We start from the raw sequence: 25545 nt of genomic DNA, 5'->3' as shown, positions 1-25545 counted from the left end.
GGAAAAACTTCAAAGTAAGCCTTTTCCTAACTGTTTTTTTCAAGTAAAATGGTAAGTGTTTATACTTTTCAGTTTATTCGTACATAAGGGGAGGGGAAAAACATGAATCGTAATCCGTTAATTCCATTTTTATTAATTGCAGTATTCGGACTCGGATTGATGTTCTTTTTGTCGTTAGATGGAATCGATAACGCAAAAGAAATCGCTGAAGAAGAAAAAGCGGCTGAAGAAGGTGGCGGCGAAACGGCCGCAGGGGGCGAATTTGATCCGGAGGCCCATTATAAGTCCGCTTGTATCAGCTGTCATGGCAGCAGCTATGAAGGCGGCGCAGGCCCATCGCTGGTTGGTGTAGGAGAAAAGCTTTCCCAGGAGGAAATCCAGGATATTGTTGTAAACGGTAAAGGCGGCATGCCGCCAGGGCTTGTTCCCCAGGAAAATGCCGAAGCAATGGCCGCATGGGTAGCGGAAATTAAATAGAGAATTTGAAAAAGGCCTTTGCATATACAAAGGCCTTTTTTTGTGGAAATATGATAAGATAGGGAAGAATTTTAATAAAAAGCGGTGACATATATGAATAGTAATCAATTATCAAAAAGACTCGAAACGGTGGTTTCGTTTATTACACCAGCCAGAACAGTGGCAGACATTGGTTCGGATCACGCGTATCTGCCTTGTTATGCGGTAAAAAGAAACCTGATAGATCGGGCTATTGCGGGAGAAGTGGTTGAAGGGCCTTTTCAGTCTGCAAGGCGGCAGGTACTCTCAGAAGGATTATCAGAAAAAGTCGATGTTCGTAAAGGAAATGGACTGGCTGTACTTGAAGCGGGGGAAGTAGAGTGTATTACGATTGCCGGAATGGGCGGCCCCCTGATCGCTTCTATTTTAGAAGAAGGAAAAGCGAAGCTCGATGGCATCCCAAGGCTGGTTCTGCAGCCTAATATAGCCGGCCATGCAGTGCGGGAATGGCTGAATGCAAATGGATGGACGATTGAACAAGAAGCCATTTTAGAAGAAGATGGCCAATTGTATGAGGTGATTGCCGCTATAGCCGGCTCATCACGTGCTTTGTCACCGAAAGAACTGCTTTTTGGTCCATTATTGATGAAACAGCAAAACAATGCCTTTCGGTTGAAATGGCAGCGGGAACTTGACCAGGTTAACCACGTTCTCAGCCGTTTAGTAGATGCACAGCACACAGAGGGCACGGAAAAGAAAAAAAGTGAGCTGCAGCAAAAAAAACAGTGGATTGAGGAAGTGATAATGAATGAAAACGCCTAACGGACATGAGATCATAGGACTTTTTGAACGATTTTCACCAAAGTCCTATGCCATGGAAGGAGACAAAGTCGGATTACAGATCGGCCGGTTAAACAAGCCTTGTCAAAAAGTCATGATTGCGCTGGATGTTCTTGAAAGCGTCGTTGATGAAGCGATCGAAGAAAACATTGACTTGATTATTGCCCACCATCCACTTATTTACCGTCCGCTCGGTTCTATTCAAATGGAGCAGACAGCAGGGCGAGTCATTGAAAAACTGATTAAGCATGATATAGCGGTATACGCTGCCCATACAAATCTGGATGTAGCGAAAGGCGGAGTAAATGATCTGCTTGCGTCTGCTCTTAACCTGACGAATACTGAAGTGCTTGTTCCTACAACGGCTGAAGAGCTGAGAAAGCTGGCTGTTTTTGTGCCGCTTGATCATGCTGAAGCCGTAAGAGAGGCGCTCGGCAAAGCAGGTGCCGGAGCGCTTGGGAATTATCAAAACTGTTCTTTCTCTCAACAGGGAGAAGGGCGTTTTCAGCCGGGAGAGGAAGCCGAGCCTTTTATCGGTGAAACGGGCGGAAAACGAGAAATAGTATCGGAAGAAAAAATTGAAGTGATTTATCCTGCTCACATAGAGAGAAAAGTGCTCAAAGCCATGCTCAAAGCCCATCCTTATGAAGAGGCTGCTTACGATATTTATTCTCTTCAAAATAAGGGAGAACAGCTTGGACTTGGCCGTATCGGCCTGCTGCCGCAGGAAATGACACTTGAGCAGTTTGCTAAGCATACAAAAGAATCACTGCAATCCGGTGGAGTAAGAGTGGTTGGTGACATGACACGCCTTGTTCGAAAAGTAGCGGTGCTGGGCGGAGATGGCAATAAATACTGGCAGACGGCGCTGCGAAAGGGAGCAGATGTATATGTGACAGGTGATTTCTATTATCATACGGCACACGATGCAGACGCTGAAGGACTGGCTGTTGTTGACCCAGGACATAACGTAGAGAAAGTCATGAAAAAGGGCGTAGCAGCTATTCTTAGCGAGCAGGCAGTCAGTCAAAAATGGGCTGTTGAGTTTGTGGCTTCTGCTGTGGAAACAGATCCATTTCAATTTGTATAATTAAAAGCAGCTCCGAGAGGGAGCTGCTTTGCTGTTTCAGCGAGTTGTTAATGTGGATTTTTTTACTTTAGGCAAAATTTTCTCAAGCGGTACTTTACGCTCGCGCATCCAGGTTGCCTCATTTTTCGGATCAAATGATTCTAAAAATTGGATCACTTCTTTGACAATTGGTGTCGGAGTAGAAGCGCCAGCCGTTACAGCCACTGTTTCGGCATCTTTCAGCCATTCAATATCAATTTCAGAAACGTCAGATACCCGGTATGCCGTTGTCCCGGCAATTTCAATCGATACTTGTGCTAACCGGTTTGAATTATTACTTTTCGGATCTCCGACTACAATAAGTACATCGGCTTCGCCAGCTTGTTCAGCCACCGCTTCCTGGCGCACTTGTGTAGCAAGACAAATTTCTTTATGCATTTCAGCATGCGGATACTTTTCCTTGATCGCATCCATAATATCAATAACATCCCACTGGCTCATCGTTGTTTGATTGGTAACGATAATTTTATCATTCGTCATCTTCAATGCACTTACATCATCCGCATTTTCAACAAGGTGAACGATTTCCGGTGCAACACCAACCGCCCCTTCTGGTTCCGGATGGCCTTTTTTTCCAATATAAATAACATGATAGCCTTCTGCTTTTTTAGCCCGAATTAAGTCATGGGTAACCGTAACATCCGGACAGGTTGCATCGATCGTTGTTAAATTTTTCTGACGGGCAATTTCCCGTACTTCTGGCGAAACGCCATGAGCGGTAAAAATAATAGTGCCTTCTGATACCTGCTCAATAATGTCTTTTCGATTTTTTCCGTCAAGCGTAATAATGCCCTCCGCTTCAAAAGCATCTGTTACATGTTTGTTGTGAACGATCATGCCTAAGATGTAAATGGGACGCGGCAATGTTTTATCAAGAGCGGCATTACGGGCGATGACCATTGCATCAACCACACCGTAACAATAGCCGCGGGGTGAAATTTTTATTATCTTCATACAGCATCCTCCTCCAACTTCTTACTCCATTATAAAGGAGAAACGGAGGAAAACAAAGCGATCACTCAAGCCGGCCTGGAAACCATGGAACGGATTCGGCCGTTTGCTTTTTTTCACGTGGCCGAGGTGTAGTTTCAGCATCCTCCTGCTTCGGCCCACTGCCAGGACTGTCAGGGTCTGGCATAGATTGAACAGCGCGATAAAGCTTCCACATGGCAGGAAGATTTTTCACAAGTGGTCCGTACTGATCAATCAGCGGTCTCATTTGTTCTGCCGTCGCCATTACCTGTCTGGCTTGTTCAAGCCATTTTCCTGATTTTGCGGCTGTGCCCAAGAACGGAGACATTGGCTGAACAGGCGGGGGAGGAGGGGGAGGAGTGTAAAAAAATCCACGTCTGGCATTCGGTGCATATCGAGGCAGCAACGTAGTCACCCTTTCCTTTTTCTCTATCGTATTCATATTGGAAAGATCATGTGCGTAAACCTTCTTTTGCTTTCTTGACGCTTTTAGTATATTATCGTAACGTGCATAAACTTTGAACGTGAAAGGAATTGGATGCCATATGGCAAACTATACATTTGAACAATACGGCCTAAAGCCGTTTATTTATAAAGGAATTGAAGCGCTGCGCTTCAAAGAGCCTACGCCCATTCAACGTAAGATGATTCCGCTTATCCTAAAAGGGGAAAGCGCGATCGGACAATCCCAAACGGGTACTGGGAAAACCCATTCGTACGTACTGCCTATTTTAAACCGCATCGAAGCCGATAAAAAAGAAGTGCAGGCTGTCATTACAGCTCCGACACGTGAACTAGCCACGCAGATCTATCAGGCATTTCAAAAAGTGGCAAAAGAATCAGAGGAAGAAATTTCAATCCGTCATTTTGTCGGAGGAACGGATAAAAAACGGGATATAGAGCGGCTGAAAAACCCACCACACATCATGGTTGGAACACCGGGAAGAATTGCTGATCTTATTGGCGATAATGCCGTTTCTGTTCACAAAGCGGGCATGCTCGTTGTAGATGAAGCCGATTTAATGCTTGATATGGGCTTTATTAACGACGTAGACCGAATTGCATCCGGTATGCCAGAGGAGCTTGGCATGTTTGTTTTTTCTGCTACTATTCCGCAAAAACTAAAACCTTTTTTGAAAAAATACATGGAAAATCCGGAATACGTACACATTGAGCCAAAGCGCGCATCTGCTGCTAATATTGAACATTTGCTTGTAGCGGCAAAGAGCCGTGACAAAGTAGACGTGGTCTACGATCTACTGCAAGCATTTAATCCGTATCTGGCTGTTGTGTTCACAAACACAAAGCAAAAAGCGGATGAGGTAGCGGATAAGCTGGCGGCAAAAGGCTTGAAAACCGGCCGTATCCATGGTGACCTGCCGCCTCGTGAACGGAAAAAAATGATGAAGCAGGTTCATGATCTTGAGTACCGTTATATTGTGGCAACAGACCTTGCTGCCCGCGGTATTGATATCGAAGGCGTCAGTCATGTAATCAATTATGAGCTGCCGGCGGATCTTGACTTTTACATTCACCGGGCAGGCCGTACAGCCCGTGCCGGTGCATCCGGCATTTGTGCTACAGTTTACCTTCCCGCTGATGAAGATGCGATCGCAAAGCTGGAAAAACGCGATATTACGTTTTCGAATGGTGATATCAAAGGCGGAGAAATTGTTGAGACAGCTGATCGTAATCGCCGTAAAAAACGGGAGAAAAAAGAAGATACAATCAATCCGAAAGTCAGAGCGGTCACAAGCCGCCCGCAAAAAGTAAAGCCGGGCTATAAAAAGAAACGGAAAATAGAAGTAGCGAAAATTGAAAAACGCCAGCGCCGTATCGACGCCCGCAATAAAAAGTAACAGGGAGTTTAAGGATGTTAAAAATTGGATCACATGTTTCAATGAGCGGCAAAAAAATGCTGCTTGGGGCCAGTGAGGAAGCTGTTTCTTACGGGGCAACCACCTTTATGGTTTATACAGGCGCTCCTCAAAATACGCGCAGAAAGCCTATTGAAGATTTGAACATTGAAGCGGGGCGCCGTCATATGGAGCAAAACGGCATTATAGATATTGTCGTTCATGCCCCCTATATTATCAATCTTGGTAATACAATCAAGCCGGAAACATTTCAGCTTGGGGTAGATTTTCTTCAAATGGAAATAGAGCGTTCAACGGCTGTCGGTGCCAGTCAGATCGTTCTTCATCCGGGCGCTCATGTAGGTGCAGGAGCGGAAGCCGGACTGAAAAAGATTGCGGAAGGCTTAAATGAAGTGCTTCAGCAGGATCAAATTGTTCAAATTGCCCTTGAGACAATGGCGGGAAAAGGAACGGAATGCGGCCGCCAGTTTGAAGAGATCGCCATGATTATGGATATGGTGAATCATAACGATAAACTGTCGGTCTGCTTTGACACCTGCCATACACATGATGCGGGTTACCCTGTCCGAGAAGACTTTGATGGAGTGCTGGACCAATTTGACCGCATTATCGGTATTGACCGCTTGAAGGTGCTGCATATCAATGACAGCAAAAATGAGCGCGGTGCTGGCAAAGACCGGCATGAAAATATTGGCTTTGGCTATATTGGCTTTGATGCGCTGTCCTATATCGTGCACCATCCACAATTGACCGATATTCCTAAAATTTTGGAAACACCTTATATAGGAGAAGATAAGAATACAAAAAAACCCCCATACCTTCAGGAAATTGCCATGCTTCGCGGCAAGCAATTTGATGAAGGCATTAGGGAAAAAATTGTAGCAGGCGTTATAACTTAAGGAAGTGCATATAGGGACGGAGCATTTTTTCAAGCGCTGCGGCTTCTCGTTTACCGAGAATCCTTTCAGCTGCCTGGAAGAGCTCGGTCCTTTTTGCTTCAGAAAACAAATCAACTTCGTGATGGGCAAGCCAGTCAATAAACTGGTCTGCCTGCTTTTCATTTAAAGGTACTTGAAATTTTCTTGCTTGTTCCATCAGCTCCGCTTTTGTAATTGTTTGAACACGACGATTGACCATTTGATGAAGAGGCTGCATACCGTACTCCTTTCTCGAAATCACTTCATTTACTTGAGAGCGGCCATCCTGTATACTGGATATTGTTTAAATCGTAATCATTCTTACAATTAAAGGAGTTCTATATATGAAGGAAAAACCGCCTGTCATTGATATACGCGATGTGAACTTTCGTTATGACCGCGAAAATGTCCTCGAGCGAATCAATCTGTCGATTCCAAAAGGTGCCTTCGTTGGCCTGGTCGGGCCAAACGGATCCGGGAAATCAACATTACTAAAAATTATATTAGGCTTATTAAAAGCTAAAGAAGGGAACGTAGAGCTGTTTGGCGTTCCGCAGGATAAATTCAAGGAGTGGGACCGGATTGGTTTTGTTTCACAAAAAGCCAACTCATTCAACACCGGCTTTCCAGCAACCGTTTTTGAAGTCGTAATGGGCGGACTGGTTAAAAAAATGGGGTTGTTTCGCCGTCCAGGCCGTAAAGAAAAAGAAGCAGTGGAGCAGGCCGTCCGCGCTGTTGGCATGGAGTCCTTCTTAACACGTAATATCGGTGATTTATCAGGCGGCCAGCAGCAGCGTGTGTTTATTGCCCGGGCGATTGTATCGAATCCATCCGTTTTAATTTTGGACGAGCCAACGGTCGGAGTAGACAGTCAAAATGTCGAATCTTTTTATCATATGCTTACACATTTGAATCATGACCTGGAGATGACGCTGCTGCTTGTCACGCATGATATTGGTGCCATTACCGATAAAGTAACCCATGTAGCCTGTTTGAATAAATATCTTCATTTCCACGGCAGTATGCAGCAATTTGTAGAACTTGATGAGCAAGAATTATCCGATTTATATGGACATGGCATCCGCCTGCTTGATCATCATCACGATCACTGAAGGGAAGACCATTATGATAGAAGCTATTTTTACCTATGAATTTTTGCAGAACGCATTTTTATCCGGTGCGATTATCGGTGTGATCGCACCGCTGCTCGGTGCATTTATAGTCGTGCGGCGGCTGTCCTTAATTGCAGATGCACTAAGCCATGTTACACTCTCTGGAATTGCGGCAGGCCTGCTTCTTGGACAAACCTTCCCGGCACTTTCCGCTGTAAATCCGCTTTACTTTGGAATGGTTTTTTCCGTTGGCGGCTCTCTGCTAGTGGAAAGGCTGCGAAGCGTATATAAGCATTATCAAGAGCTAGCAATCCCTATTATGATGTCCGGAGGGATTGGGCTCGGGGTTATTTTTATTTCCATTGCAGACGGTTTTAATACAGATTTATTCAGCTACTTGTTTGGCAGTGTCAGCGCAGTGAGCCGGAATGACCTTTACGCTGTCATCGGAATCAGTATCATTGTTTTTATTACCGTGTGCTTACTGTATAAAGAATTGTTTGTTTTATCATTTGATGAAGAGTATGCAAAAGCATCGGGCATCCCGGCTAAAGCCGTACACCTGGCTTTTATTGTGTTAACAGCGCTTGTAATTGCCGTTTCTATGCGGATTGTTGGTGTTTTGCTTGTATCAGCCCTGATGACGCTTCCTGTTGCCGCGGCTATGCGGATTGCTAAAGGATTCAAGCAAACCATCTGGCTGTCCGTTTTATTCGGGGAAATTTCCGTTATTACTGGCTTGATCAGTGCGTTTTATCTTGACCTAGCACCCGGCGGCACAATTGTCGTAACGTCCATTATGATCTTGCTTGGTGTAATTTTATGGAAAAAAGAGAAAAACTAGTAAAGAGGGGTCCATCATGAACTTAACAAAAGCGATGGAAATCATGAAAGAAAAAGGCTACAAGCAAACAGGAAAGCGGGAAGAAATGCTGGCACTGTTTGCAAGGCAGGATAAATATTTAACAGCAAAAGATGTGCTTGAAGAAATGAAGGGGGACTATCCAGGCCTTAGCTTTGATACAATTTACAGGAATTTAGCACTTTTTACTGAGATGGATATTTTGGAAGAAACAGAATTATCGGGTGAGCGGCATTTCCGTTTTGCCTGCTCACATAATCATCATCATCATCATTTTATTTGCATGGAATGTGGGAAAACAAAGGAAATTAATATGTGTCCAATGAATAACGTGGAGGAACTAGCTGGCTGTGAAATCACCGGCCATAAATTTGAAGTGTATGGAAAGTGTGAAATGTGTACAAAAAAAGCGTGACCAAAAGAATTTCTTTTGGCCACGCTTTTTTATATGTGTATAAGCGGTCGGATTTCGCCTTGTTCAAGCCACTGCTGAATCCATAAATCCGCTTCATGCCAATTATTCACGCGTACGACACGATCAGGAATGGGATCTTGATTATAAGGTGTATTAAATAAAACCACTGGAATATGCAGCTCTTCTGCCAGCGTAACGGCATTATCATGCTTGTCTTCAAAGAAAATATCAACCTGATGCCGTTTTGCAGCTTCAACCTTGTCATGAGAGCCGATTAGCTCAATATGATCATAATGAATCTGCTTGTTTTGAAACCACTGCTCGGTAATATCAAAAAGATGCTTTCGTCTTGCACTGATGAAAAGCAGATGGAAGCTTTTTTGCCATTTCGCCAAAATGCTGTCTGCTCCCTCTGCTAGAGGGGAAGCGGTATAAATAGCTGGTTCTGTTTTATCAAACCAGTCCCGCATTTTATCAGGAGAAATGTTTAGAGCGTCTGAAAGATCATACTTTTTAATATCATCAAGGGTGATATTTAAAGAAAATGATTCATTAATAAATGGAACGAGGCTTGACGGACAGGTTACCGTTCCATCTATGTCAATGCCAAAGCGCTTTTTTTTCATCGTGATCATTGTTGGGCCGCAAGTGCTTGTTTGCGGTAATATTCTTCAGCAATAAGATCGATTTCTTTTTTCAATTCTTCTACCATTGTTTCCTCAGGTACCTTTCGAACTGTTTTACCGTGGCGGAAAAGAAGACCTTCACCGCGTGCACCAGCAATGCCAATATCTGCTTCACGTGCTTCTCCAGGGCCGTTTACAGCGCAGCCAAGAACAGCTACTTTAATCGGCGCTTTAATCGTTGAAATATACTCTTCTACTTCATTCGCAATCGCAATCAAGTCAATTTCGATGCGGCCGCATGTTGGGCATGAAATGAGCGTAGCAGCATTGGCAGCCAGGCCAAATGATTTCAGCAGCTCGCGTGCTACTTTCACTTCTTCAACCGGGTCGGCACTTAATGAGATACGAAGCGTATTCCCGATTCCTTTGCTTAAGATAGCTCCAAGACCTGCAGCACTTTTTACCGTTCCCGCAAAAAGAGTGCCAGATTCTGTAATTCCTAGATGAAGTGGATAATCAAATGCTTTAGCTGCTTTTTCATACGCTTCAATAGCGAGGTTTACATCGGATGCTTTCATGGAAACGATGATATCATGGAAATCAAGGTCTTCTAAAATTTTAATATGGTGAAGCGCACTTTCAACCATGCCATCTGCCGTCGGATAGCCGTATTTTTCAAGGATTTTACGTTCTAAGCTTCCCGCATTAACCCCAATACGAATAGGTACGCCTTTTGCTTTAGCCGCATTTACAACAGCTTCTACCTTTTCACGGCGTCCGATGTTGCCGGGATTGATGCGGATTTTATCAACACCTGCTTCAATCGCCTTAAGCGCCAATTTATAATCAAAATGAATATCAGCAACGAGCGGAAGATTAATCTGGCTCTTGATTGCTGCGAGGGCGTCTGCAGCACGCTCATCAGGGACCGCGACACGGACGACTTGACAGCCTGCTTCTTCGAGTCGGTTTATTTCAGCAACCGTTGCTTCAACATCGTGTGTTTTTGTAGTCGTCATACTTTGAATAACGATCTGGTCGTTTCCGCCAATCGTTAAATTGCCAACCTTCACTGGACGGGTTTTCGTGCGGTGGGTGATTTCACTCAATGGTGATTCGCTCCTTTAAAAGTTAATCTAACTATCATATCTGTTCCATTCTATCAGAGGAACGGCTGTTCAGACAACAATTCCGTTTACCTTTGCAGGAGGAAGATAACGGATGGAAAAAAGAATTATGAGAAGAACAAGCAGCCAGTCAATCCAATAAGTAGATAGGAATGTCAGGCCAATTATGTCGGCTGATACCGTTAAACAAAGCGGCAAGGTCAGAGAGTAAGCAGTTATTCTAAAGAGGTGTCGGTATTCTCCACGCTTTTTTAAAAATAAAACCAATATAAAGGCGATTAAAGCAAATAACATTATTTTTAAAAATAATGTAAATGAAAGAAAGACATAATAGGAAAAAAGGGCAGTAAGCAAAAAAATAACTTTGTTTATCGGCTGGTCCTGGTGAACGGCTGTAAAAGGGAATAGTTTCTTCATCTCTTCTGCTGCCCAGCTGGCATCTGCAGATACATATATAAAAGATGTCCAAAAAGCTGGCAGACCCATAATAAAAGAAAGAAAAAATACATAGGTGATTGTCTTTCCGATGCTTTCGAATCGAAAAGCGGCAATATATTTTGGCGAGTATAAACTCTTGCTGAATCGTTTGAGTAATGACATATAAATACCATCCTTTCTAAAAGAAATCACCGTTTATTATATAGAAAGGACTATTAATAATCTAGAAGATTCCATTTACAATAGTTAATGTTTGTAACATAAATGTAATAAATGAGCGTGATTATTAATCAAATGTAAATTTTGAGGATAAGGCCTTTACTTTAAATACATGTATTCTTCATAATTAGGGAGAATTTTGTCGAAAACATCTGAGTGGAGCTGAAAAAATGGACATTAATATCCAAGAAATGCTGTTTCAATTTTTTGGAGGACTAGGTATATTTTTGTATGGAATTAAGCAAATGGGAGATGGCCTGCAGGCTTCAGCTGGCGACCGTCTTCGTGATATTTTAGATCGGTTTACGACAAACCCGTTAATGGGCGTTTTAGCCGGGATCTTGGTAACTGTGTTGATTCAAAGTAGTTCTGGTACAACAGTCATTACAGTAGGACTGGTTAGTGCTGGTTTTATGACGCTTAGACAAGCAATAGGCGTGATCATGGGTGCAAATATTGGGACGACTATTACAGCATTTATCATCGGTATTGATATTGGTGAATATGCCCTCCCGGTTATTGCACTTGGCTCCATCCTTATTTTCTTCTTTAAGAACAAAAAAACAAGCAATATTGGACGAATTGTTTTTGGGTTTGGTTCACTCTTCTATGGCCTAGAACTGATGAGTGGAGGAATGAAGCCGCTTCGCAGCCTTGAATCGTTCCACGATTTAACGGTCAGCATGGCGTCAAGTCCTATTTTAGGAGTTGTCGTTGGTACGCTCTTTACGGTAATTGTTCAAAGTTCTAGTGCCACAATTGGTATTTTGCAGGGTCTTTTTGCTGAGGGGCTTCTTAATCTTGATGCTGCTCTTCCTGTTTTATTTGGAGACAACATTGGGACGACTATTACGGCGGTGCTTGCTTCAATTGGTGCATCTGTTGCAGCTAGACGAGCTGCTGCGACACATGTATTATTCAATATTATTGGTACGATCATCTTCTTGATTATTTTGCCGCTTTATACAGCTTTTATAAGCTATTTGCAGCAGTCTTTGGGACTCAATCCAGAAATGACGATTGCCTTTGCACACGGCACCTTCAACGTAACCAATACGCTCATTCAATTACCATTTGTAGCTGTACTTGCGGCGATTGTAACAAAGCTTATTCCGGGAAAAGATACGGTTATTGAATATAAGCCGCAGCACTTAGATCCGATTTTTATTGAACAATCTTCATCTATTGCGCTAAGCCAGGCAAAAGAAGAGGTCGTTCGTATGGGGAAATTTGCGATTAAAGGCATGGAGGAAACACACGAGTATTTAAAAACAAGACAACAAAAGCATGCTTTAAATGCAGAGCAAATTGAGGAAGCAATTGATAATCTTGATCAAAAAATTACTGATTATCTGGTGCAGGTTGGCGCAAAGCAATTGAGCTCTGCAGAATCAGAAAAGCATTCCACTTTATTAGATGCTGTTCGCGATATTGAAAGAATCGGGGACCATGCAGAAAATGTATGCGAATTGGTGGAGTATCAACAAGCAAATAAAGTGGTCATTTCAGGCCAGGCAGCTGCGGACCTTGACGAAATGTTTAAACTGACGATAGAAACTGTTTCGAAAGCAATTCGTGCACTGGATGCCAATGACCTGAATCTTGCACGTGAAGTAACAGAGGACGAAGAATTGATTGACAAAATGGAACGGAAACTCCGCAAACAGCACATTCTGCGTTTGAATGAAAGAAAGTGTACAGGACAGGCAGGCATTGCTTTTGTAGACATTATTTCAAACTTAGAGCGTATGGGTGACCATGCGGTAAATGTGGCAGAAGCCGTTCTCGGTATTCGTAATTTATAAGTAAGAAGCAGAAGCCGTCACAATGACGGCTTCTTTTTAAATAAGTGTCCTTAAACTATGGACACTGGGCAGCCATTAAAGCATCGTTTTCAGCTGTGCACATTTGATTTTTTTCTTGTGGGCATAATCATTGCGCCATGTTCACAATTTTGTTAATCTTATCTATGTTAAGTAAATCACTTTATTTTGGGAGGAATTAAACAATGGCTTTTGAACTACCACAGCTACCTTACGCGTATGACGCACTAGAACCCCACATCGACAAAGAAACGATGAACATCCATCACACCAAACATCACAACACGTACGTTACAAACTTAAATGCAGCTCTAGAAGGAAATGAAGAACTTCTTTCTAAATCAGTAGAAGAAGTGATTGCTAATTTAGATGCAGTTCCTGAATCTGCACGCACAGCTGTGCGCAACAATGGCGGCGGTCATGCAAATCATTCGCTTTTCTGGCAGCTTCTTTCACCAAACGGTGGCGGCGCGCCAACAGGTAAACTTGCAGAAGCGATTGATGCGAAATTTGGAAGCTTTGATGCGTTCAAAGAAGAATTTGCAAAAGCAGGCGCTACACGCTTCGGTTCTGGCTGGGCATGGCTTTCTGTTGCAAACGGTGAACTTGACCTGTCAAGCACACCAAACCAGGACTCACCAATCATGGAAGGCAAAACTCCAATTCTTGGTCTTGATGTTTGGGAGCATGCATACTACTTGAACTACCAAAACCGTCGCCCGGATTACATTGCAGCATTCTGGAATGTAGTAAACTGGGATGAAGTATCAAAACGTTACGAAGCAGCTCTTTAATAAAATGCCTGAAAAAAAGCCGGTCCGATTATCGGGCCGGTTTTTTGGTGGCAAAAAAACATAGATTTCGATACAATGAATAGTAGAGTAAATGAATCGAAGAAAGGGTTAGGCGGTTGAAAAAAGCGAATAGAAAGAAAAAAACACATGTGCCTTTTCGAATGAACATGCTGTTTTTTGTGGTTTTCCTATTGTTTTCGGCTCTGATATTTCGCCTGGGCATTGTACAAATTGTCCAGGGAGAAGACTACCAGCGTAAAATTGAACGAACAGAAGATGTGACGGTGAATACGAGCGTGCCACGTGGTAAAATTTATGACCGCTATGGCCAAGTTGTTGTAGACAATATGCCGCAAAACGCTATTACTTATACGCGGGCCTCTAACGCGGATCCAGAGGATATGATGAAAACAGCGGAAAAGCTGGCTCAGTTGATCGAGAAAGAGACTGATCAAGTAACAGAGCGTGACAAAAAAGATTTTTGGATCACGAAGCATCCTAAAAAAGCAGAAGCCAAAATAACGGATGCTGAATGGGCTGATTACAAAGAGGACAAGCTATCAGAAGATGAAATTTATGACATGCAGCTGGATCGAATTACAGAAAACGATTTAAAGGAGCTGACCGATGCGGAGCTGGAAGTGCTGGCCATCTACCGAGAGTTTACAGCCGGTTATGCACAAACTCCACAAATTGTTAAAAACGAAAATGTAACGGATGTCGAATATGCCGTAGTAAGCGAAAATCTATCGTCTCTTCCAGGTGTGAATACAACAACGGACTGGGAACGCTCTTATGCGTATGACGGCACGTTAAAAACGGTGCTCGGCAATATTTCCTCCTCCAAAGAGGGGCTCCCAAAAGAAATGGCTGACTTCTATTTGGCCAGAGGATACAGCCGCAATGACCGGGTAGGAAAAAGCTATCTGGAGTACCAGTATGAGGATGTACTGCGCGGCCAGAAAACCAAGATGAAAAATGTAACCGACAAATCGGGCAATATTTTAGATTCCGAGATTATTACTGAAGGACAGCGCGGGAAAGATCTTGTGTTAACGATCGATATGGACCTTCAGACAGCAGTGGAGCAAATTATTGAAGAAGAGTTAAGAAAATCAAAATCAAGCTACCATCCGCTTTTAGACCGGGCATTCGTAACGATGATGGATCCAAACACAGGTGAAGTGCTGGCGATGGCCGGCAAAAAGTACGAAGTGGTAGACGGAAAAGCGGAAATTTATGACTTTGCACTGGGCAATATGACTACTTCTTATGCAATGGGTTCTGCTGTAAAAGGAGCAACAATCCTAACAGGGTATATGACCGGTGTCAACAAACCGGGTGAATACATTGTAGATGAACCGTTGAAGTTTGCCGGCACAAATCCAAAAAGCTCCTGGTTTAACCGGGGAGGCGCATTTGGGATCAGTGACACGTACGCGCTAATGCGCTCGTCCAATGTATACATGTTTAAAACAGCGATGGAAATCGGAGGCGCCAGTTACGTGCCAAATGGCAGTTTGAAAATCAACGATGACGCTTTTCCAACAATGCGGAAATATTTTAGCCAATTTGGTCTTGGGGTGAAAACAGGTATTGATTTGCCGAACGAGCAAGCAGGCTACAAAGGCTTTATCGACCAGCCCGGTAAAATTCTCGACTTTTCTATTGGCCAGTTTGATACGTACACACCGCTGCAGCTTGCACAGTACGTGTCCACTATTGCAAACGGCGGCTATCGCATGCAGCCGCATATTGTAAAAGAAATCAGAGAACCGGTTTCTTCCACCAATACAATTGGGCCGATTGCGGAAGAAATTGAGCCGCATGTGCTAAATACATTGAAGCTGGAACCGGGCTGGATTGAGCAGGTACAGGAAGGATTTCGTCTTGTCGCACAGGCCTCTGAAGGCACAGCGACAAAGTATTTCGGCGATGCACCGTATAAAATGGCAGCTAAAACAGGAACAGCTGAAGGTGTATACGACGGACCGCTAAAAAAGAAAGGCGAGCACCAGATGACCTGGAACGTTACACTGGTTGGATATGCTCCGTATGACAATCCGGAAGTTGCAATGGCCGTAGTAGTCCCTTGGGCGTATGAAGGCTCGAGCTCCAGTCATATTAACCATGATATCGGTCGCCGGGCAATGGATAAATATTTTGAGCTGAAGAAAGAAAGAGCCAGTCAAAAACCAGCACAGGCTGTTATTGACCAGGAAATTGTGACAAAAACAGACACAGAGAACTCTGAAACAGAGGAATTAAAGGATGAATAAAAAAGAGCCTTTCCGTTTACTTTAACGGAAAGGCTCTTTTATTGAAATATTATACCTGCTTGGATGGGTTAAATGACTCTTTAAAAATTAAAGGAAGGTGTTTAAAAAATAAGAGAGCCATTACTAAATAATAGTAATCGCTTTCAATGATAAAAATCAACAAATATTTCAAGAAATCGTGCGTGATTTACAAAACCTTAACATTTCATTAAAACCTTATTAATACTCATCCTTTATTGTATTCAGTGTAGCAAACAACAAAAAAAACAAACTTGCAGGGGGAAATGAAGAATGAAACCAGTCAAAGTTCTCACACTATCAGCACTACTAGGATCGGCGCTTGTAATGGGTGCATGCGGAAACAATGCTGATAATGGAGCAGCAACAGGGGATGACGCAGAAGGACAAACAGACGCAGGTGATGCGCAGCTTCAAGGCGAAATCTCAATCGATGGTTCATCAACAGTTTATCCGATTGCTGAAGCAGTAGCTGAAGAGTTTATGCTTGAACAGCCGGATGTAAAAGTAACAGTCGGATTATCTGGAACAGGCGGCGGGTTTGAAAAGTTTATTGCTGGCGAAACACAAATGAGTAATGCATCTCGTCCAATTAAAGAAGAAGAAACAAAAGCCCTTGAAGAAGCGGGTGTTGATTTTACAGAACTAGAGCTTGCTTACGATGGGTTGTCTGTAGTCATTAACAAAGACAATGACTGGGTAGATCAATTAACAGTAGATGAACTTAAAAAAATGTGGCTTGATAACGGCCAGGTAAAAAAATGGTCTGATATTCGCGAAGGCTGGCCGGCAGAAGAAATTAAATTCTATTCTCCAGGTACAGATTCCGGCACATTCGATTATTTCGATGAAGTAATTCTTGATGGCGGCCAAATCGACAAGTCGGCTACACTTTCTGAAGATGACAACGTTCTTGTACAGGGTGTAACAGGAGATAAAAATTCAATCGGTTATTTTGGTTATGCATACTACCTTGAAAACAAAGATAATTTAAAAGTTGTACCAATTGTTAACGGAGAAGGCACGGCTGTTGAACCAAATGCTGAAACAATTGAGAGCGGTGAGTATGAGCCACTTTCACGTCCATTGTACACATATGTAAGCAATGCGGCGATTAAAGATGATGAAGCAGTAGCAGCTTACACACAATTTACACTAGAAAATGCAGCAATGCTGGCGGAAGATGTAGGCTATGTTTCTCTTCCAGAAGAGAAATACACAGAACAGCTTAAAACACTTGAAGGCTTGAAATAAGCAACAGTTTAAAATAATTGTCACTGGATCAAAAAGCGGATAAAGAAAAATACACCAATAGGAGCAGTGCTTCCTATTGGTGTACATGGGTTGAAAGGAGCAAACGGGTTGAAAACAACAAACAAAGAACTCAGTCCGGTTCAGCAGCTGCTTGAGAAAAAATACAATAGCGGCTTTTTGAACAGAAGTGAAAAAGTAATACCAGTCGTTTTATTCATTATGGCTGCCGTTTCTGTTTTAACAACACTCGGCATTGTGTTAACATTGATTTTTGAAACGATTACTTTTTTTGGTGATGTCTCTATTGTCGAATTTTTTACAGCAAAAGAGTGGTATCCATTCTCGGGGACCGATCCCGTTTATGGTATTTGGCCGCTTGTATTGGGAACGTTAAAAATAACGTTAATTGCTTCTTTATTTGCCATTCCAATTGGCCTGGCAGTAGCTTTGTACTTAAGTGAGTACGCAAGTGCACGCACGCGTAAAATAATGAAGCCAATTCTAGAAGTATTGGCTGGTGTGCCGACGATTGTTTATGGCTTTTTTGCTTTAACATTCGTTACACCACTTTTGCGTCAATTGTTTCCCTCGCTCGAATTATTCAATGCCATCAGTCCTGGTCTTGTCGTTGGGATTATGATCATTCCAACTATCGTATCTCTGTCAGAAGATGCTCTTTCTTCAGTTCCTGAGTCAGTTCGACAAGGTGCGCTAGCACTCGGATCAACAAAATGGGAAACAGCATCAAAAGTCATTTTTCCTGCGGCGCTTTCCGGTATTCTTGCGTCAATCGTTCTTGGCGTTTCCCGCGCTATCGGTGAAACGATGATCGTATCTATTGCAGCGGGTTCAACCCCATCAGCAGCCTTAGATTTAACATCATCTTTACAAACAATGACTTCCTACATCGTACAAGTCACAACTGGTGATGCAGGATTTGGCACGACTATTTACTACAGTATTTATTCAGTCGGCTTTACACTGTTTGTTTTCACCCTTTTGATGAACATACTTGCTCAATTCATCTCGAAGCGCTTTAGGGAGGAATACTGATGGAAAACACTGCTCGGGTTAAATCAGAAGAAATGGTGGGCCGTATTGACGGCCGCCTGATGAAAAACAAAGTTGTCAAAGGAATTTTCTTGACAGCAACGATCTTTACATCCATTATTTTAGTTGTCCTGCTTTATCGTATCATTTCACAGGGTGCTCCTTATTTATCGTGGGACTTTTTTCAAAATTTTGCTTCTCGCCGTCCTGAACAAGCTGGAATTAAAGCAGCCGTTATCGGTACACTTTGGATGATGAGCGTAGTCATTCCTACAGCCGCGATCCTGGGAGTCGGTACAGCTATTTACTTGGAAGAATATGCAAAGAAAAGCGCGTTGACTCGCTGGATTCAAATGAATATTTCAAATTTAGCCGGCGTGCCTTCCGTTGTATTCGGCCTTCTAGGGTTGACCATTTTTGTTCGTGTCTTTGGATTTGGAAACAGTGTATTAGCCGCTGGTTTTACAATGGCTTTACTTGTTCTCCCGGTGGTAATTGTAGCCGCTCAAGAGGCGATACGTGCTGTTCCAAACGAACTAAAAGAAGCATCTTATGGTCTTGGTGCAACAAAGTGGCAAACAATTTACCGTGTTGTTCTTCCGTACGCAATACCTGGTATCGCAACAGGAAGCATCTTAGCTTTTTCACGCGCTATCGGTGAAACAGCTCCACTGATTGTTGTAGGGATTCCAACATTTGTTGCTTTTCTGCCATCTGGATATTTAGATTCATTCACAGCACTTCCAATGCAGATTTACAACTGGACGAGCCGTCCGCAATTGGAATTCCATAATCTCGCAGCTGCCGGGATCATCATTTTGCTTGGTGTGCTTATTTTAATGAACTCTGTAGCCGTATGGATTCGCAACCGCTATCAGGCACGATAACAAATTTTGTGAAATCGCGATTGAAAACTTGGAGGTAATGTAAAATGGCGTTAACTGCAGTGAATACAACGAAAAATAATCAACCTGTTCAAAATGACGAGCTGTTTGTATACAATACAAAAAATTTAAATTTGTGGTATGGTGACCACCATGCGCTTAAAAATATTAATTTGGGTATTAAAGAGCGAGAAGTCACAGCGATCATCGGTCCATCTGGCTGTGGCAAATCGACTTACATTAAAACATTAAACCGGATGATTGACCTTGTGCCGGGTGTGAAAACAAACGGGCAGATTGAATATCGCAATCGGGATATTTTCAGTAAAGAATTTCTTGTTGAGGAATTGCGGACTCGCGTGGGTATGGTTTTTCAAAAACCCAATCCGTTTCCAAAGTCTATTTATGAAAACATTGCGTTTGGTTTGAAAATTCATGGGATTAAAAACAAGCAGATCATTACAGAAACGGTAGAAAAGAGCTTGCGAGGAGCAGCTCTTTGGGATGAAGTAAAAGATCGGATTCATGAGCCAGCTTACGGTTTATCTGGTGGACAGCAGCAGCGTCTTTGTATCGCACGCTGCCTCGCTTTAGAGCCGGATGTCATTTTAATGGACGAACCTACATCGGCCCTTGATCCTGTTTCAACATTAAAAGTAGAAGAACTGATTCAGGAACTGAAAGAAAAGTATTCGATTATTATTGTGACGCATAACATGCAGCAAGCTGCCCGCATCTCTGATAAAACAGCTTTCTTCTTGAATGGGGAAGTAGTAGAATTTGATTCGACAGATACTATCTTTAATAACCCTGCAGATAGTCGCACTGATGACTACATCTCAGGACGTTTCGGTTAAAAAAAGCCGGCGCATGTGCGCCGGCTTTTTTTTATAAAGCAGTTATTTTGTTAATGTGTCAGCCACTTCTTTTTGAGTCATGCTGGTTTTTAATGTAAAAGAGCCTACTTGCAGCTTATCGGCATACCCATTTTTCGTTAAAAACTGATTAAAGGAAGCTGGATCCTCAATAATGCCGGATTTCTTTAATTGGGCTGCAATTTCATTGGAAGACATACCGGTTTCGATCACAAACGTTACAGGTTTATTGGTGATTGTCTTCTGGGTATTCTTTTCTTTTTGAACTGCGTCAGCTTGATTTTGAGCTTGTCCAACGCTGTTGTTTTGAATTACATAGTTTTCAGCTTTTAATCGCTGTATCATTTGTTGTGTTGACAATTCAGCAGGCTGTTCAGGCAGCATTTGACCAGAAATAAACAACGCTGCTGAAGCGGCCAGAAGGCCAAACCCAAAAGCGCGAATAGATTGTTTATTCATCATGACAAACTCCCCGTTTGTACTTTCTCATTTAAAATTTCTTTTACCTGGTCAGCTGAAAGAGAAGATTGGGCAGCAATTTGGGGAATGGGCGTGCCTTGCTGATAAAGGGCCACTACCTGGTTTTGAATAATTTGATTTACAGAAGCTGCAGGCTTTCTTAGAGCTGCAGATGGGGATTCACCGATTAGCAGTTCTTCTTCAAGCACTTTTAACTTTTTATTAAACTGATAATGTTCCTGAAGCATTTTCATCGATAATTCTTCGACTTCCTTTTCCAAACGCTGTTGTTTATCAGGAAGAAAAAATGACAGCAAAATAAAAAAGACACCGGCAGAAGCCAGTCCGATGATCAATTCATCCATAGGTAATCTCCTTTCGTTTCTTTTATCCTATTGTATCATATTGCATAGCAGAGATGGAGTGGAACGCTGAGCAATTGCCGCCTGCTATTGAACGTGATACCATAATAATAGGATGATAACCAGATTAGGAAAAATTGCCAGACCGGGGTGATACATATTGATTGAGGAGATTACAAGGCTTAAGAGTAAAAAAAACTCTTGGGAACCAATAAACGATACATTGTCGATTTCAGAACAGCCGGCAAAACAAACATGGCCGCTTGAGTCACCAGGAAAATTAAAGCGGAATGTGCAAAACAGCCTGCATACTGTTTTATTGTCGAAAGATCGTCTTTATTGTAGATGGAGTATTCACCCATTTTTATTGCGGGCGGCTTTTTACTGTGAAGCTCCGTTAAATCCCAATGTGTTAGATCTGCGTATTTTTGATGTAACAGATATTTATTTTAATGGAGTAAATGCTCACTCCATGACATGTGTAAAAGTAAACAAAGAGGATTCCTTTTGGACAATAAAAGGATTAAAGAAAAATCGGTCTTATCTTTGCGAAATTGGCTATTTAACGAAAGATTATTTATTCTGGCCGATCCTGCAATCACATCCGGTTCATACCTCATATGAACGCAGCACAGACTATATACTTAAAAGAGGAGAAGCAGAAGCGTTTTATCACTATTCGTTCAAAGAGCCAGCCTGGATCGAGCATCCAGATTGCTTTCAATAAACCGATACTAGCTGAAGGAGGTAAGGGAAAATGGAGGATTCTTTTTCAAATATTTTTATGGTTAATCATCCCTTTCGGCCTCTTGCACTGGCTGGGTCGACGGCAGACAGCAAAGAAATGGCCGTATTGACGAAAGCTTATGGGGACCTGCTGGAAGCTGCAAAATGTGCCGAGCCTGGGCAGCCGGTTACTGCTGTGGTTAATTTATTTAGTTTAGGCTGGATGAATGGGGTTCGCGGCAAGATGGCAGTAAGCTCTTTTATGGCGCTTTATCCGACGCATAGGTTGTCTGCTTTTTTGCATACACATAATGGATCTCTTATTGATGCTTTCAAAGAATTAATGGCAAAACAAAAACTTCTACTTCTGCCAGTTTCCCTTAGCCAGTTTCCCTTAACGGCTTATACACTGAAGGGAGCGGCAAAAGAAGATTTAAAGCGTACAGCTGCCATATGGAAAGAATTATTTGGGGCACCGCCCTTATCCATCTGGCTTCCACGTGGGGCCTATACGCCCGGGATCGATGAACTTCTTTTGGAAGAAGGATGCCAATTCGCCTTTCTTCCGGATGATGCTTTTCCTTTGGAGGAACAAGAGCATGTTCAATGGGTTTCCCCTCGGGGTCTTACCTTCATCCCTTACGAAATAAAAAATGAAAAAAGTGATGAGAAAACTGTGACGCGTTTTTCTTTGTCTGGAAAAGCTGCTTGTAACTATTGGAGACATATGCAAAAAAGGCAGGCGCCTTCTAAGGACACATCTTTTGAGAAGCGTGTTATTCACTTTCCGCTTGTGTATGAAAAGATGAAGGAAGGCTATACATTGACTTCGGAAAAGGAGCTTCATCGTTGTGATCCTATCATTCATTTAAAAGAAGAGTGGGATGATCAATGTACACTCGCTATTTCAGAAGCATCGGGTGTATTGGATCTTGAGTGGGCTTTTTGTATTTATGCGGCCGTTCACGGTTTAGAAGAAGAATTAAAAAGTGCTGTTGACTCTTTGCGGTACTTGCTTGACGGGGCTCGTAAAGAGTTTCCAGACCTCGATTACGCTCACCAGCGTATGCGGCTTCATTACGGCGTGACGCTTCAATCGAAACCTTCTGCTGGTAATGTGGAAAAAATGGAAGGAGCCGTTTTGCTTTTATCCTGGGAATATCCACCGAATATTGTTGGCGGAATGGCACGACATGTTCATGGGCTGGCAGAAGCGCTGGCTGCTTCTGGACGTCAGGTAATCGTACTTACGTCTTCTCATCCTGATTCACCGGGCTATGAACATGTAAATGGCGTTGACGTTTATCGGTCCGGTCCGCTTCACAAAGGAGAACAGGATTTTTTAAAGCAAACCTCCGATTTAAATTTGTGTCTTTTCCAAAAAGGGATGGAGCTTGTCCACGAGCATGACATCGCACTTATTCATACCCATGACTGGCTGACAGGGGACGCAGCCATCCTGCTTTCCGAGCAAAAGCAGCTGCCGCTTATTTCTACTATTCATGCTACCGAGCATGGCCGTAATAATGGTTTGCACAACGAGCTGCAGCATTCTATCGCCTCAAAAGAAAAAAAACTTATTGAAGCCTCCGACACACTGATTGTTTGCAGTCCGCCGATGAAAGAAGAGTTGCGTGTTTATTATGAGGGTGCTGGAAAGGATATATATGTAGTGCCAAATGGCGTTGAATTCGAAGAAAACGTCCCAAGTTTAACACGTTTTCATTCTATGGAGCCGTTTATTTTTTCAATTGGACGAATGGTATTTGAAAAAGGATTTCAAACATTCTTTGAAATGAATTTAAAAGACTTGAAAAAAGAAAATATTCAGTTTATTATTGCGGGTAAGGGTCCTTTATTAGAAAACTGGCGTCAAGAAGTAAAAAAACGCGGGCTTGAGGACATTATTCATTTTGTCGGCTATGTTAGTGATGAAGAAAGAAAAGCGTTGTTTCAATCTTGTAAAGCAGCCGTGTTTCCAAGTTTGTATGAACCGTTCGGTATTGTGGCTCTTGAAGCAATGGCATTTCGAAAGCCAGTGATTGCGGCCGCAACAGGCGGATTGAAATCGTTTGTTTTACATAAACAAACTGGGCTTTTGTTTGAACCAGGCAATGCCGAAGATTTATCCCAAAAAATAACGGCTGTTTTGGATCAGCCCGGTTATGCAAATGAGCTTGGATTAAATGGACATGAAATGGCTAAAGAGCTTTACAGCTGGGCACACATTAGTGCACAAACAGAAAAGATCTACGATCAAACCGTTTTCATTAAAAAAATGGAGGGAGTTCGTACATGATAGGCATTCTGCTTGCTGGGGGCCGCGGGAAGCGACTGCGCCCAATAACTGACCACGTACCAAAGCCAATGGTCCCATTACTGGGTAAACCTCTTTTAGATTACAACTTAAATGTTTTTAAAAGAAATAAGATTTACCGCGTGATCATGACGGTTTGTTATAAAAAGGAAGTTATTCAGCAGCATGCAGGTTTCGGTCATCAAAATGGACTTGATATTCAATATATAGAAGAGTGTGAACCGCTTGGAACTGCCGGAAGCTTATTTGCTTCAGGAGGGTTATTTAAAGAAACACTGGCTGTTTTAAGTGGAGATGCACTAACAAATGTTCCTCTGCGAAAGGCATACAAATTCCATAAAGAAAAAGGTGCCCGCATTACCATTGTTACTGCAAGAGCGGAGCGTCCCGAACAGTTTGGCGTCTGCCTGGCAGACCAGAACGGAAAACTGCTTTCTTTTCTTGAAAAGCCTACTAATGTTCAGTTATGGACCAACCAGGTCAGCACAGGAATTTATTTGGTTGAGCCTTCCTTGTTTGAAGACTATACACTTTATGGAAAAGCGGATTTTGCACAGGACGTGTTTCCAATGTTGTTAGCTAATCAAGAGCCGATTTATGTTTATGAAACGAATGCCTATTGGCAGGATATTGGCACTCATCCTGCTTATAAGCTGGCTGAAAAGCGGCTTAAGCGGGGAATACCGGGAATTACAAATCGTCTGCAGCCATTTTATCCGCTTTCAAACACGTTTCCTGCTTCTGTTTTAAGCGAAAATGAGCGATTGGCAGAGCGGCTTGATGTATATTCATCAATGTTGAAAAAACAGGCTGGTATTTCTGATGAAAAGGTGCTATTATAGTAAAGTCGCAAACGACTTGAAAATAAGCGAGACAAGTTTGGAGGGAAAAACATGCGTGTAAACATTACATTAGCTTGCACTGAGAGCGGTGACCGTAACTATATTACAACTAAAAACAAACGTAACAACCCGGATCGTCTCGAGTTGAAAAAATACAGCCCGCGCTTGAAAAAAGTAACAGTGCATCGTGAAACAAAGTAAACAGCAGGAGACTTCCTGCTGTTTTTTCTTTTAGGAGGGGCAGATGAACAAAAAAAAACTAAGAGATGAAATAAAACAGCAGCTTGCTTCAATGAGCCGGCCCATTTATGAACAAGAAAGCTTTGAAATCGCCGCAAGATTGTATGCGCTTCCTGATTGGCAGAATGCAAACATGATTGCTGTCACAGTTTCAGCAGATTTTGAAGTGGATACATGGCAAATTATTCGGTCTGCCTGGCTTGCTGGAAAAAGAGTATGTGTGCCAAAGTGCTATCCAGGCACAAAAGAAATGCGGTTTTATCAATTGAACAAGTTTTCAGACCTTGAAACGGTATATGCCGGTCTTTACGAACCGATTCTCCAGGAAAAACGATATGTTAACCCGAAAGATATTGAGCTAATGATTGTGCCTGGCCTGCTTTTTAATCGAGAGGGCTTTAGAATTGGTTTTGGGGGCGGATATTATGATCGTTTTTTAGCTTCGTATATAGGGCAAACGATTTCATTGGCTTTTTCTATACAAATACATCCATGTATACCTGTTGATCATTACGATATTCCTGTTCAGAAAATTGTGACCCATCAAGAAACGATTATTTGCTGAAGCCCCTTCTTTCTTTACCGTCTGAGCGAGTTCCGTTATAGTGGTATCAACAGGACGGACGAAAGTA

At 42.6% G+C, this 25545-nt stretch carries 28 protein-coding genes; 20 read left to right on the top strand and 8 right to left on the bottom strand.

Annotation, left to right across the window (positions count from 1 at the left end; translation table 11 throughout):
- Positions 1–102: 102 nt before the first annotated feature.
- From cccA to VP97_RS06480, 3 genes are all read left to right on the top strand, one after another.
- Positions 103–477, top strand: a complete 375-nt coding sequence (gene cccA, locus VP97_RS06490; RefSeq protein ID WP_050180892.1) for a cytochrome c550 — start codon at positions 103–105, stop codon at positions 475–477.
- Positions 478–570: 93 nt separating this feature from the next.
- Positions 571–1278 (top strand): tRNA (adenine(22)-N(1))-methyltransferase, encoded by a 708-nt coding sequence (locus VP97_RS06485; RefSeq protein WP_050180891.1) that lies wholly within the window; start codon positions 571–573, stop codon positions 1276–1278.
- The gene (locus VP97_RS06480; RefSeq protein ID WP_050180889.1) at positions 1265–2386 is read left to right on the top strand and encodes a Nif3-like dinuclear metal center hexameric protein; all 1122 of its coding nucleotides are present in this window, start codon (positions 1265–1267) and stop codon (positions 2384–2386) included. The genes VP97_RS06485 and VP97_RS06480 overlap by 14 nt, the downstream gene beginning before the upstream one ends.
- Before the next feature lie 36 nt (positions 2387–2422).
- On the opposite strand, the gene VP97_RS06475 is transcribed toward VP97_RS06480, so the two are convergent.
- Together VP97_RS06475 and vrrA are read right to left on the bottom strand one after the other, a co-directional pair.
- Positions 2423–3379 carry a 4-hydroxy-3-methylbut-2-enyl diphosphate reductase gene (locus tag VP97_RS06475; protein WP_050180886.1) on the bottom strand — a complete coding sequence of 319 codons (957 nt, stop codon included), beginning with the start codon at positions 3377–3379 and terminating at the stop codon, positions 2423–2425.
- A 61-nt stretch (positions 3380–3440) separates the two neighbouring features.
- Complete coding sequence (vrrA, locus tag VP97_RS06470; protein WP_082220260.1) at positions 3441–3839, bottom strand: VrrA/YqfQ family protein; 399 nt, start codon at positions 3837–3839, stop codon at positions 3441–3443.
- A 103-nt stretch (positions 3840–3942) separates the two neighbouring features.
- On the opposite strand from vrrA, the gene VP97_RS06465 reads away from it, so the two are divergent.
- Both VP97_RS06465 and VP97_RS06460 read left to right on the top strand, forming a co-directional pair.
- Positions 3943–5256: a DEAD/DEAH box helicase gene (locus tag VP97_RS06465; protein WP_050180884.1), complete on the top strand. Its 1314-nt coding sequence runs from the start codon at positions 3943–3945 to the stop codon at positions 5254–5256.
- A gap of 14 nt (positions 5257–5270) precedes the next feature.
- Complete coding sequence (locus VP97_RS06460) at positions 5271–6173, top strand: deoxyribonuclease IV (protein WP_050180878.1); 903 nt, start codon at positions 5271–5273, stop codon at positions 6171–6173.
- On the opposite strand, the gene VP97_RS06455 is transcribed toward VP97_RS06460, so the two are convergent.
- Positions 6163–6429 carry a DUF2624 family protein gene (locus VP97_RS06455; RefSeq protein ID WP_050180875.1) on the bottom strand — a complete coding sequence of 89 codons (267 nt, stop codon included), beginning with the start codon at positions 6427–6429 and terminating at the stop codon, positions 6163–6165. The genes VP97_RS06460 and VP97_RS06455 overlap by 11 nt on opposite strands.
- 106 nt (positions 6430–6535) lie before the next feature.
- Here VP97_RS06455 and VP97_RS06450 point away from each other — a divergent pair, with 106 nt between their 5' ends.
- From VP97_RS06450 to VP97_RS06440, 3 genes are read left to right on the top strand one after another with little or no spacing between them, the layout of a single operon-like run.
- Positions 6536–7303: a metal ABC transporter ATP-binding protein gene (locus VP97_RS06450; protein ID WP_050180874.1), complete on the top strand. Its 768-nt coding sequence runs from the start codon at positions 6536–6538 to the stop codon at positions 7301–7303.
- A gap of 13 nt (positions 7304–7316) precedes the next feature.
- On the top strand, positions 7317–8147 hold the full coding sequence (locus VP97_RS06445) for a metal ABC transporter permease (RefSeq protein WP_050180873.1): 831 nt from the start codon (positions 7317–7319) through the stop codon (positions 8145–8147).
- A 16-nt stretch (positions 8148–8163) separates the two neighbouring features.
- The gene (locus tag VP97_RS06440; protein ID WP_050180871.1) at positions 8164–8580 is read left to right on the top strand and encodes a Fur family transcriptional regulator; all 417 of its coding nucleotides are present in this window, start codon (positions 8164–8166) and stop codon (positions 8578–8580) included.
- A 29-nt stretch (positions 8581–8609) separates the two neighbouring features.
- Here VP97_RS06440 and VP97_RS06435 read toward each other — a convergent pair whose 3' ends face one another.
- The 3 genes from VP97_RS06435 to VP97_RS06425 all read right to left on the bottom strand — a co-directional run bounded on the left by VP97_RS06435 (position 8610) and on the right by VP97_RS06425 (position 10933).
- A complete protein-coding gene (locus VP97_RS06435; protein WP_050181000.1) occupies positions 8610–9206 on the bottom strand; it encodes a nucleotidase in 597 nt (198 codons plus the stop codon).
- 5 nt (positions 9207–9211) lie between these two features.
- On the bottom strand, positions 9212–10306 hold the full coding sequence (ispG, locus tag VP97_RS06430) for a flavodoxin-dependent (E)-4-hydroxy-3-methylbut-2-enyl-diphosphate synthase (RefSeq protein WP_156153433.1): 1095 nt from the start codon (positions 10304–10306) through the stop codon (positions 9212–9214).
- A gap of 78 nt (positions 10307–10384) precedes the next feature.
- The gene (locus VP97_RS06425) at positions 10385–10933 is read right to left on the bottom strand and encodes a DUF1189 family protein (RefSeq protein ID WP_050180868.1); all 549 of its coding nucleotides are present in this window, start codon (positions 10931–10933) and stop codon (positions 10385–10387) included.
- Positions 10934–11160: 227 nt separating this feature from the next.
- On the opposite strand from VP97_RS06425, the gene VP97_RS06420 reads away from it, so the two are divergent.
- The 7 genes from VP97_RS06420 (at position 11161) to pstB (ending at position 19949) form a co-directional block, all read left to right on the top strand.
- A complete protein-coding gene (locus VP97_RS06420) occupies positions 11161–12795 on the top strand; it encodes a Na/Pi cotransporter family protein (RefSeq protein ID WP_050180867.1) in 1635 nt (544 codons plus the stop codon).
- A gap of 203 nt (positions 12796–12998) precedes the next feature.
- Entirely contained in the window at positions 12999–13607 is a 609-nt protein-coding gene (locus tag VP97_RS06415; RefSeq protein WP_050180865.1) for a superoxide dismutase, read from the top strand.
- A 161-nt stretch (positions 13608–13768) separates the two neighbouring features.
- Entirely contained in the window at positions 13769–15886 is a 2118-nt protein-coding gene (locus tag VP97_RS06410; RefSeq protein ID WP_082220271.1) for a peptidoglycan D,D-transpeptidase FtsI family protein, read from the top strand.
- 291 nt (positions 15887–16177) lie between these two features.
- Positions 16178–17158: a PstS family phosphate ABC transporter substrate-binding protein gene (locus VP97_RS06405; RefSeq protein ID WP_050180862.1), complete on the top strand. Its 981-nt coding sequence runs from the start codon at positions 16178–16180 to the stop codon at positions 17156–17158.
- Between the two features lie 108 nt (positions 17159–17266).
- Positions 17267–18211 carry a phosphate ABC transporter permease subunit PstC gene (gene pstC / locus VP97_RS06400; RefSeq protein WP_050180860.1) on the top strand — a complete coding sequence of 315 codons (945 nt, stop codon included), beginning with the start codon at positions 17267–17269 and terminating at the stop codon, positions 18209–18211.
- On the top strand, positions 18211–19095 hold the full coding sequence (pstA, locus tag VP97_RS06395; protein ID WP_050180858.1) for a phosphate ABC transporter permease PstA: 885 nt from the start codon (positions 18211–18213) through the stop codon (positions 19093–19095). Before pstC ends, pstA begins: the two co-directional genes overlap by 1 nt.
- A 44-nt stretch (positions 19096–19139) precedes the next feature.
- Positions 19140–19949 (top strand): phosphate ABC transporter ATP-binding protein PstB, encoded by an 810-nt coding sequence (gene pstB / locus VP97_RS06390; RefSeq protein ID WP_050180856.1) that lies wholly within the window; start codon positions 19140–19142, stop codon positions 19947–19949.
- Positions 19950–19991: 42 nt separating this feature from the next.
- Here pstB and VP97_RS06385 read toward each other — a convergent pair whose 3' ends face one another.
- The gene (locus VP97_RS06385; protein WP_050180854.1) at positions 19992–20426 is read right to left on the bottom strand and encodes an endolytic transglycosylase MltG; all 435 of its coding nucleotides are present in this window, start codon (positions 20424–20426) and stop codon (positions 19992–19994) included.
- Positions 20426–20791 carry a helix-turn-helix domain-containing protein gene (locus VP97_RS06380; RefSeq protein ID WP_050180852.1) on the bottom strand — a complete coding sequence of 122 codons (366 nt, stop codon included), beginning with the start codon at positions 20789–20791 and terminating at the stop codon, positions 20426–20428. The genes VP97_RS06385 and VP97_RS06380 overlap by 1 nt, the downstream gene beginning before the upstream one ends.
- A 157-nt stretch (positions 20792–20948) precedes the next feature.
- Between VP97_RS06380 and VP97_RS06375 the strand changes: the two genes are divergently transcribed.
- The 5 genes from VP97_RS06375 to VP97_RS06355 are packed head-to-tail and all read left to right on the top strand — an operon-like array spanning position 20949 to position 25478.
- Complete coding sequence (locus VP97_RS06375; RefSeq protein ID WP_050180850.1) at positions 20949–21515, top strand: DUF4912 domain-containing protein; 567 nt, start codon at positions 20949–20951, stop codon at positions 21513–21515.
- 30 nt (positions 21516–21545) lie between these two features.
- Positions 21546–23813, top strand: a complete 2268-nt coding sequence (locus VP97_RS06370) for a glycosyltransferase (protein ID WP_050180849.1) — start codon at positions 21546–21548, stop codon at positions 23811–23813.
- Complete coding sequence (locus tag VP97_RS06365; RefSeq protein ID WP_050180847.1) at positions 23810–24673, top strand: nucleotidyltransferase family protein; 864 nt, start codon at positions 23810–23812, stop codon at positions 24671–24673. The genes VP97_RS06370 and VP97_RS06365 overlap by 4 nt, the downstream gene beginning before the upstream one ends.
- Before the next feature lie 51 nt (positions 24674–24724).
- Complete coding sequence (rpmG, locus tag VP97_RS06360) at positions 24725–24874, top strand: 50S ribosomal protein L33 (RefSeq protein WP_045850975.1); 150 nt, start codon at positions 24725–24727, stop codon at positions 24872–24874.
- 43 nt (positions 24875–24917) lie between these two features.
- Positions 24918–25478 carry a 5-formyltetrahydrofolate cyclo-ligase gene (locus VP97_RS06355; RefSeq protein WP_050180846.1) on the top strand — a complete coding sequence of 187 codons (561 nt, stop codon included), beginning with the start codon at positions 24918–24920 and terminating at the stop codon, positions 25476–25478.
- The last annotated feature ends 67 nt before the right edge of the window (positions 25479–25545 follow it).

This window comes from Domibacillus robiginosus, assembly GCF_000966195.1.
GTDB lineage: Bacteria > Bacillota > Bacilli > Bacillales > Domibacillaceae > Domibacillus > Domibacillus robiginosus.
This window is presented reverse-complemented; position numbering and strand designations above follow the sequence as displayed.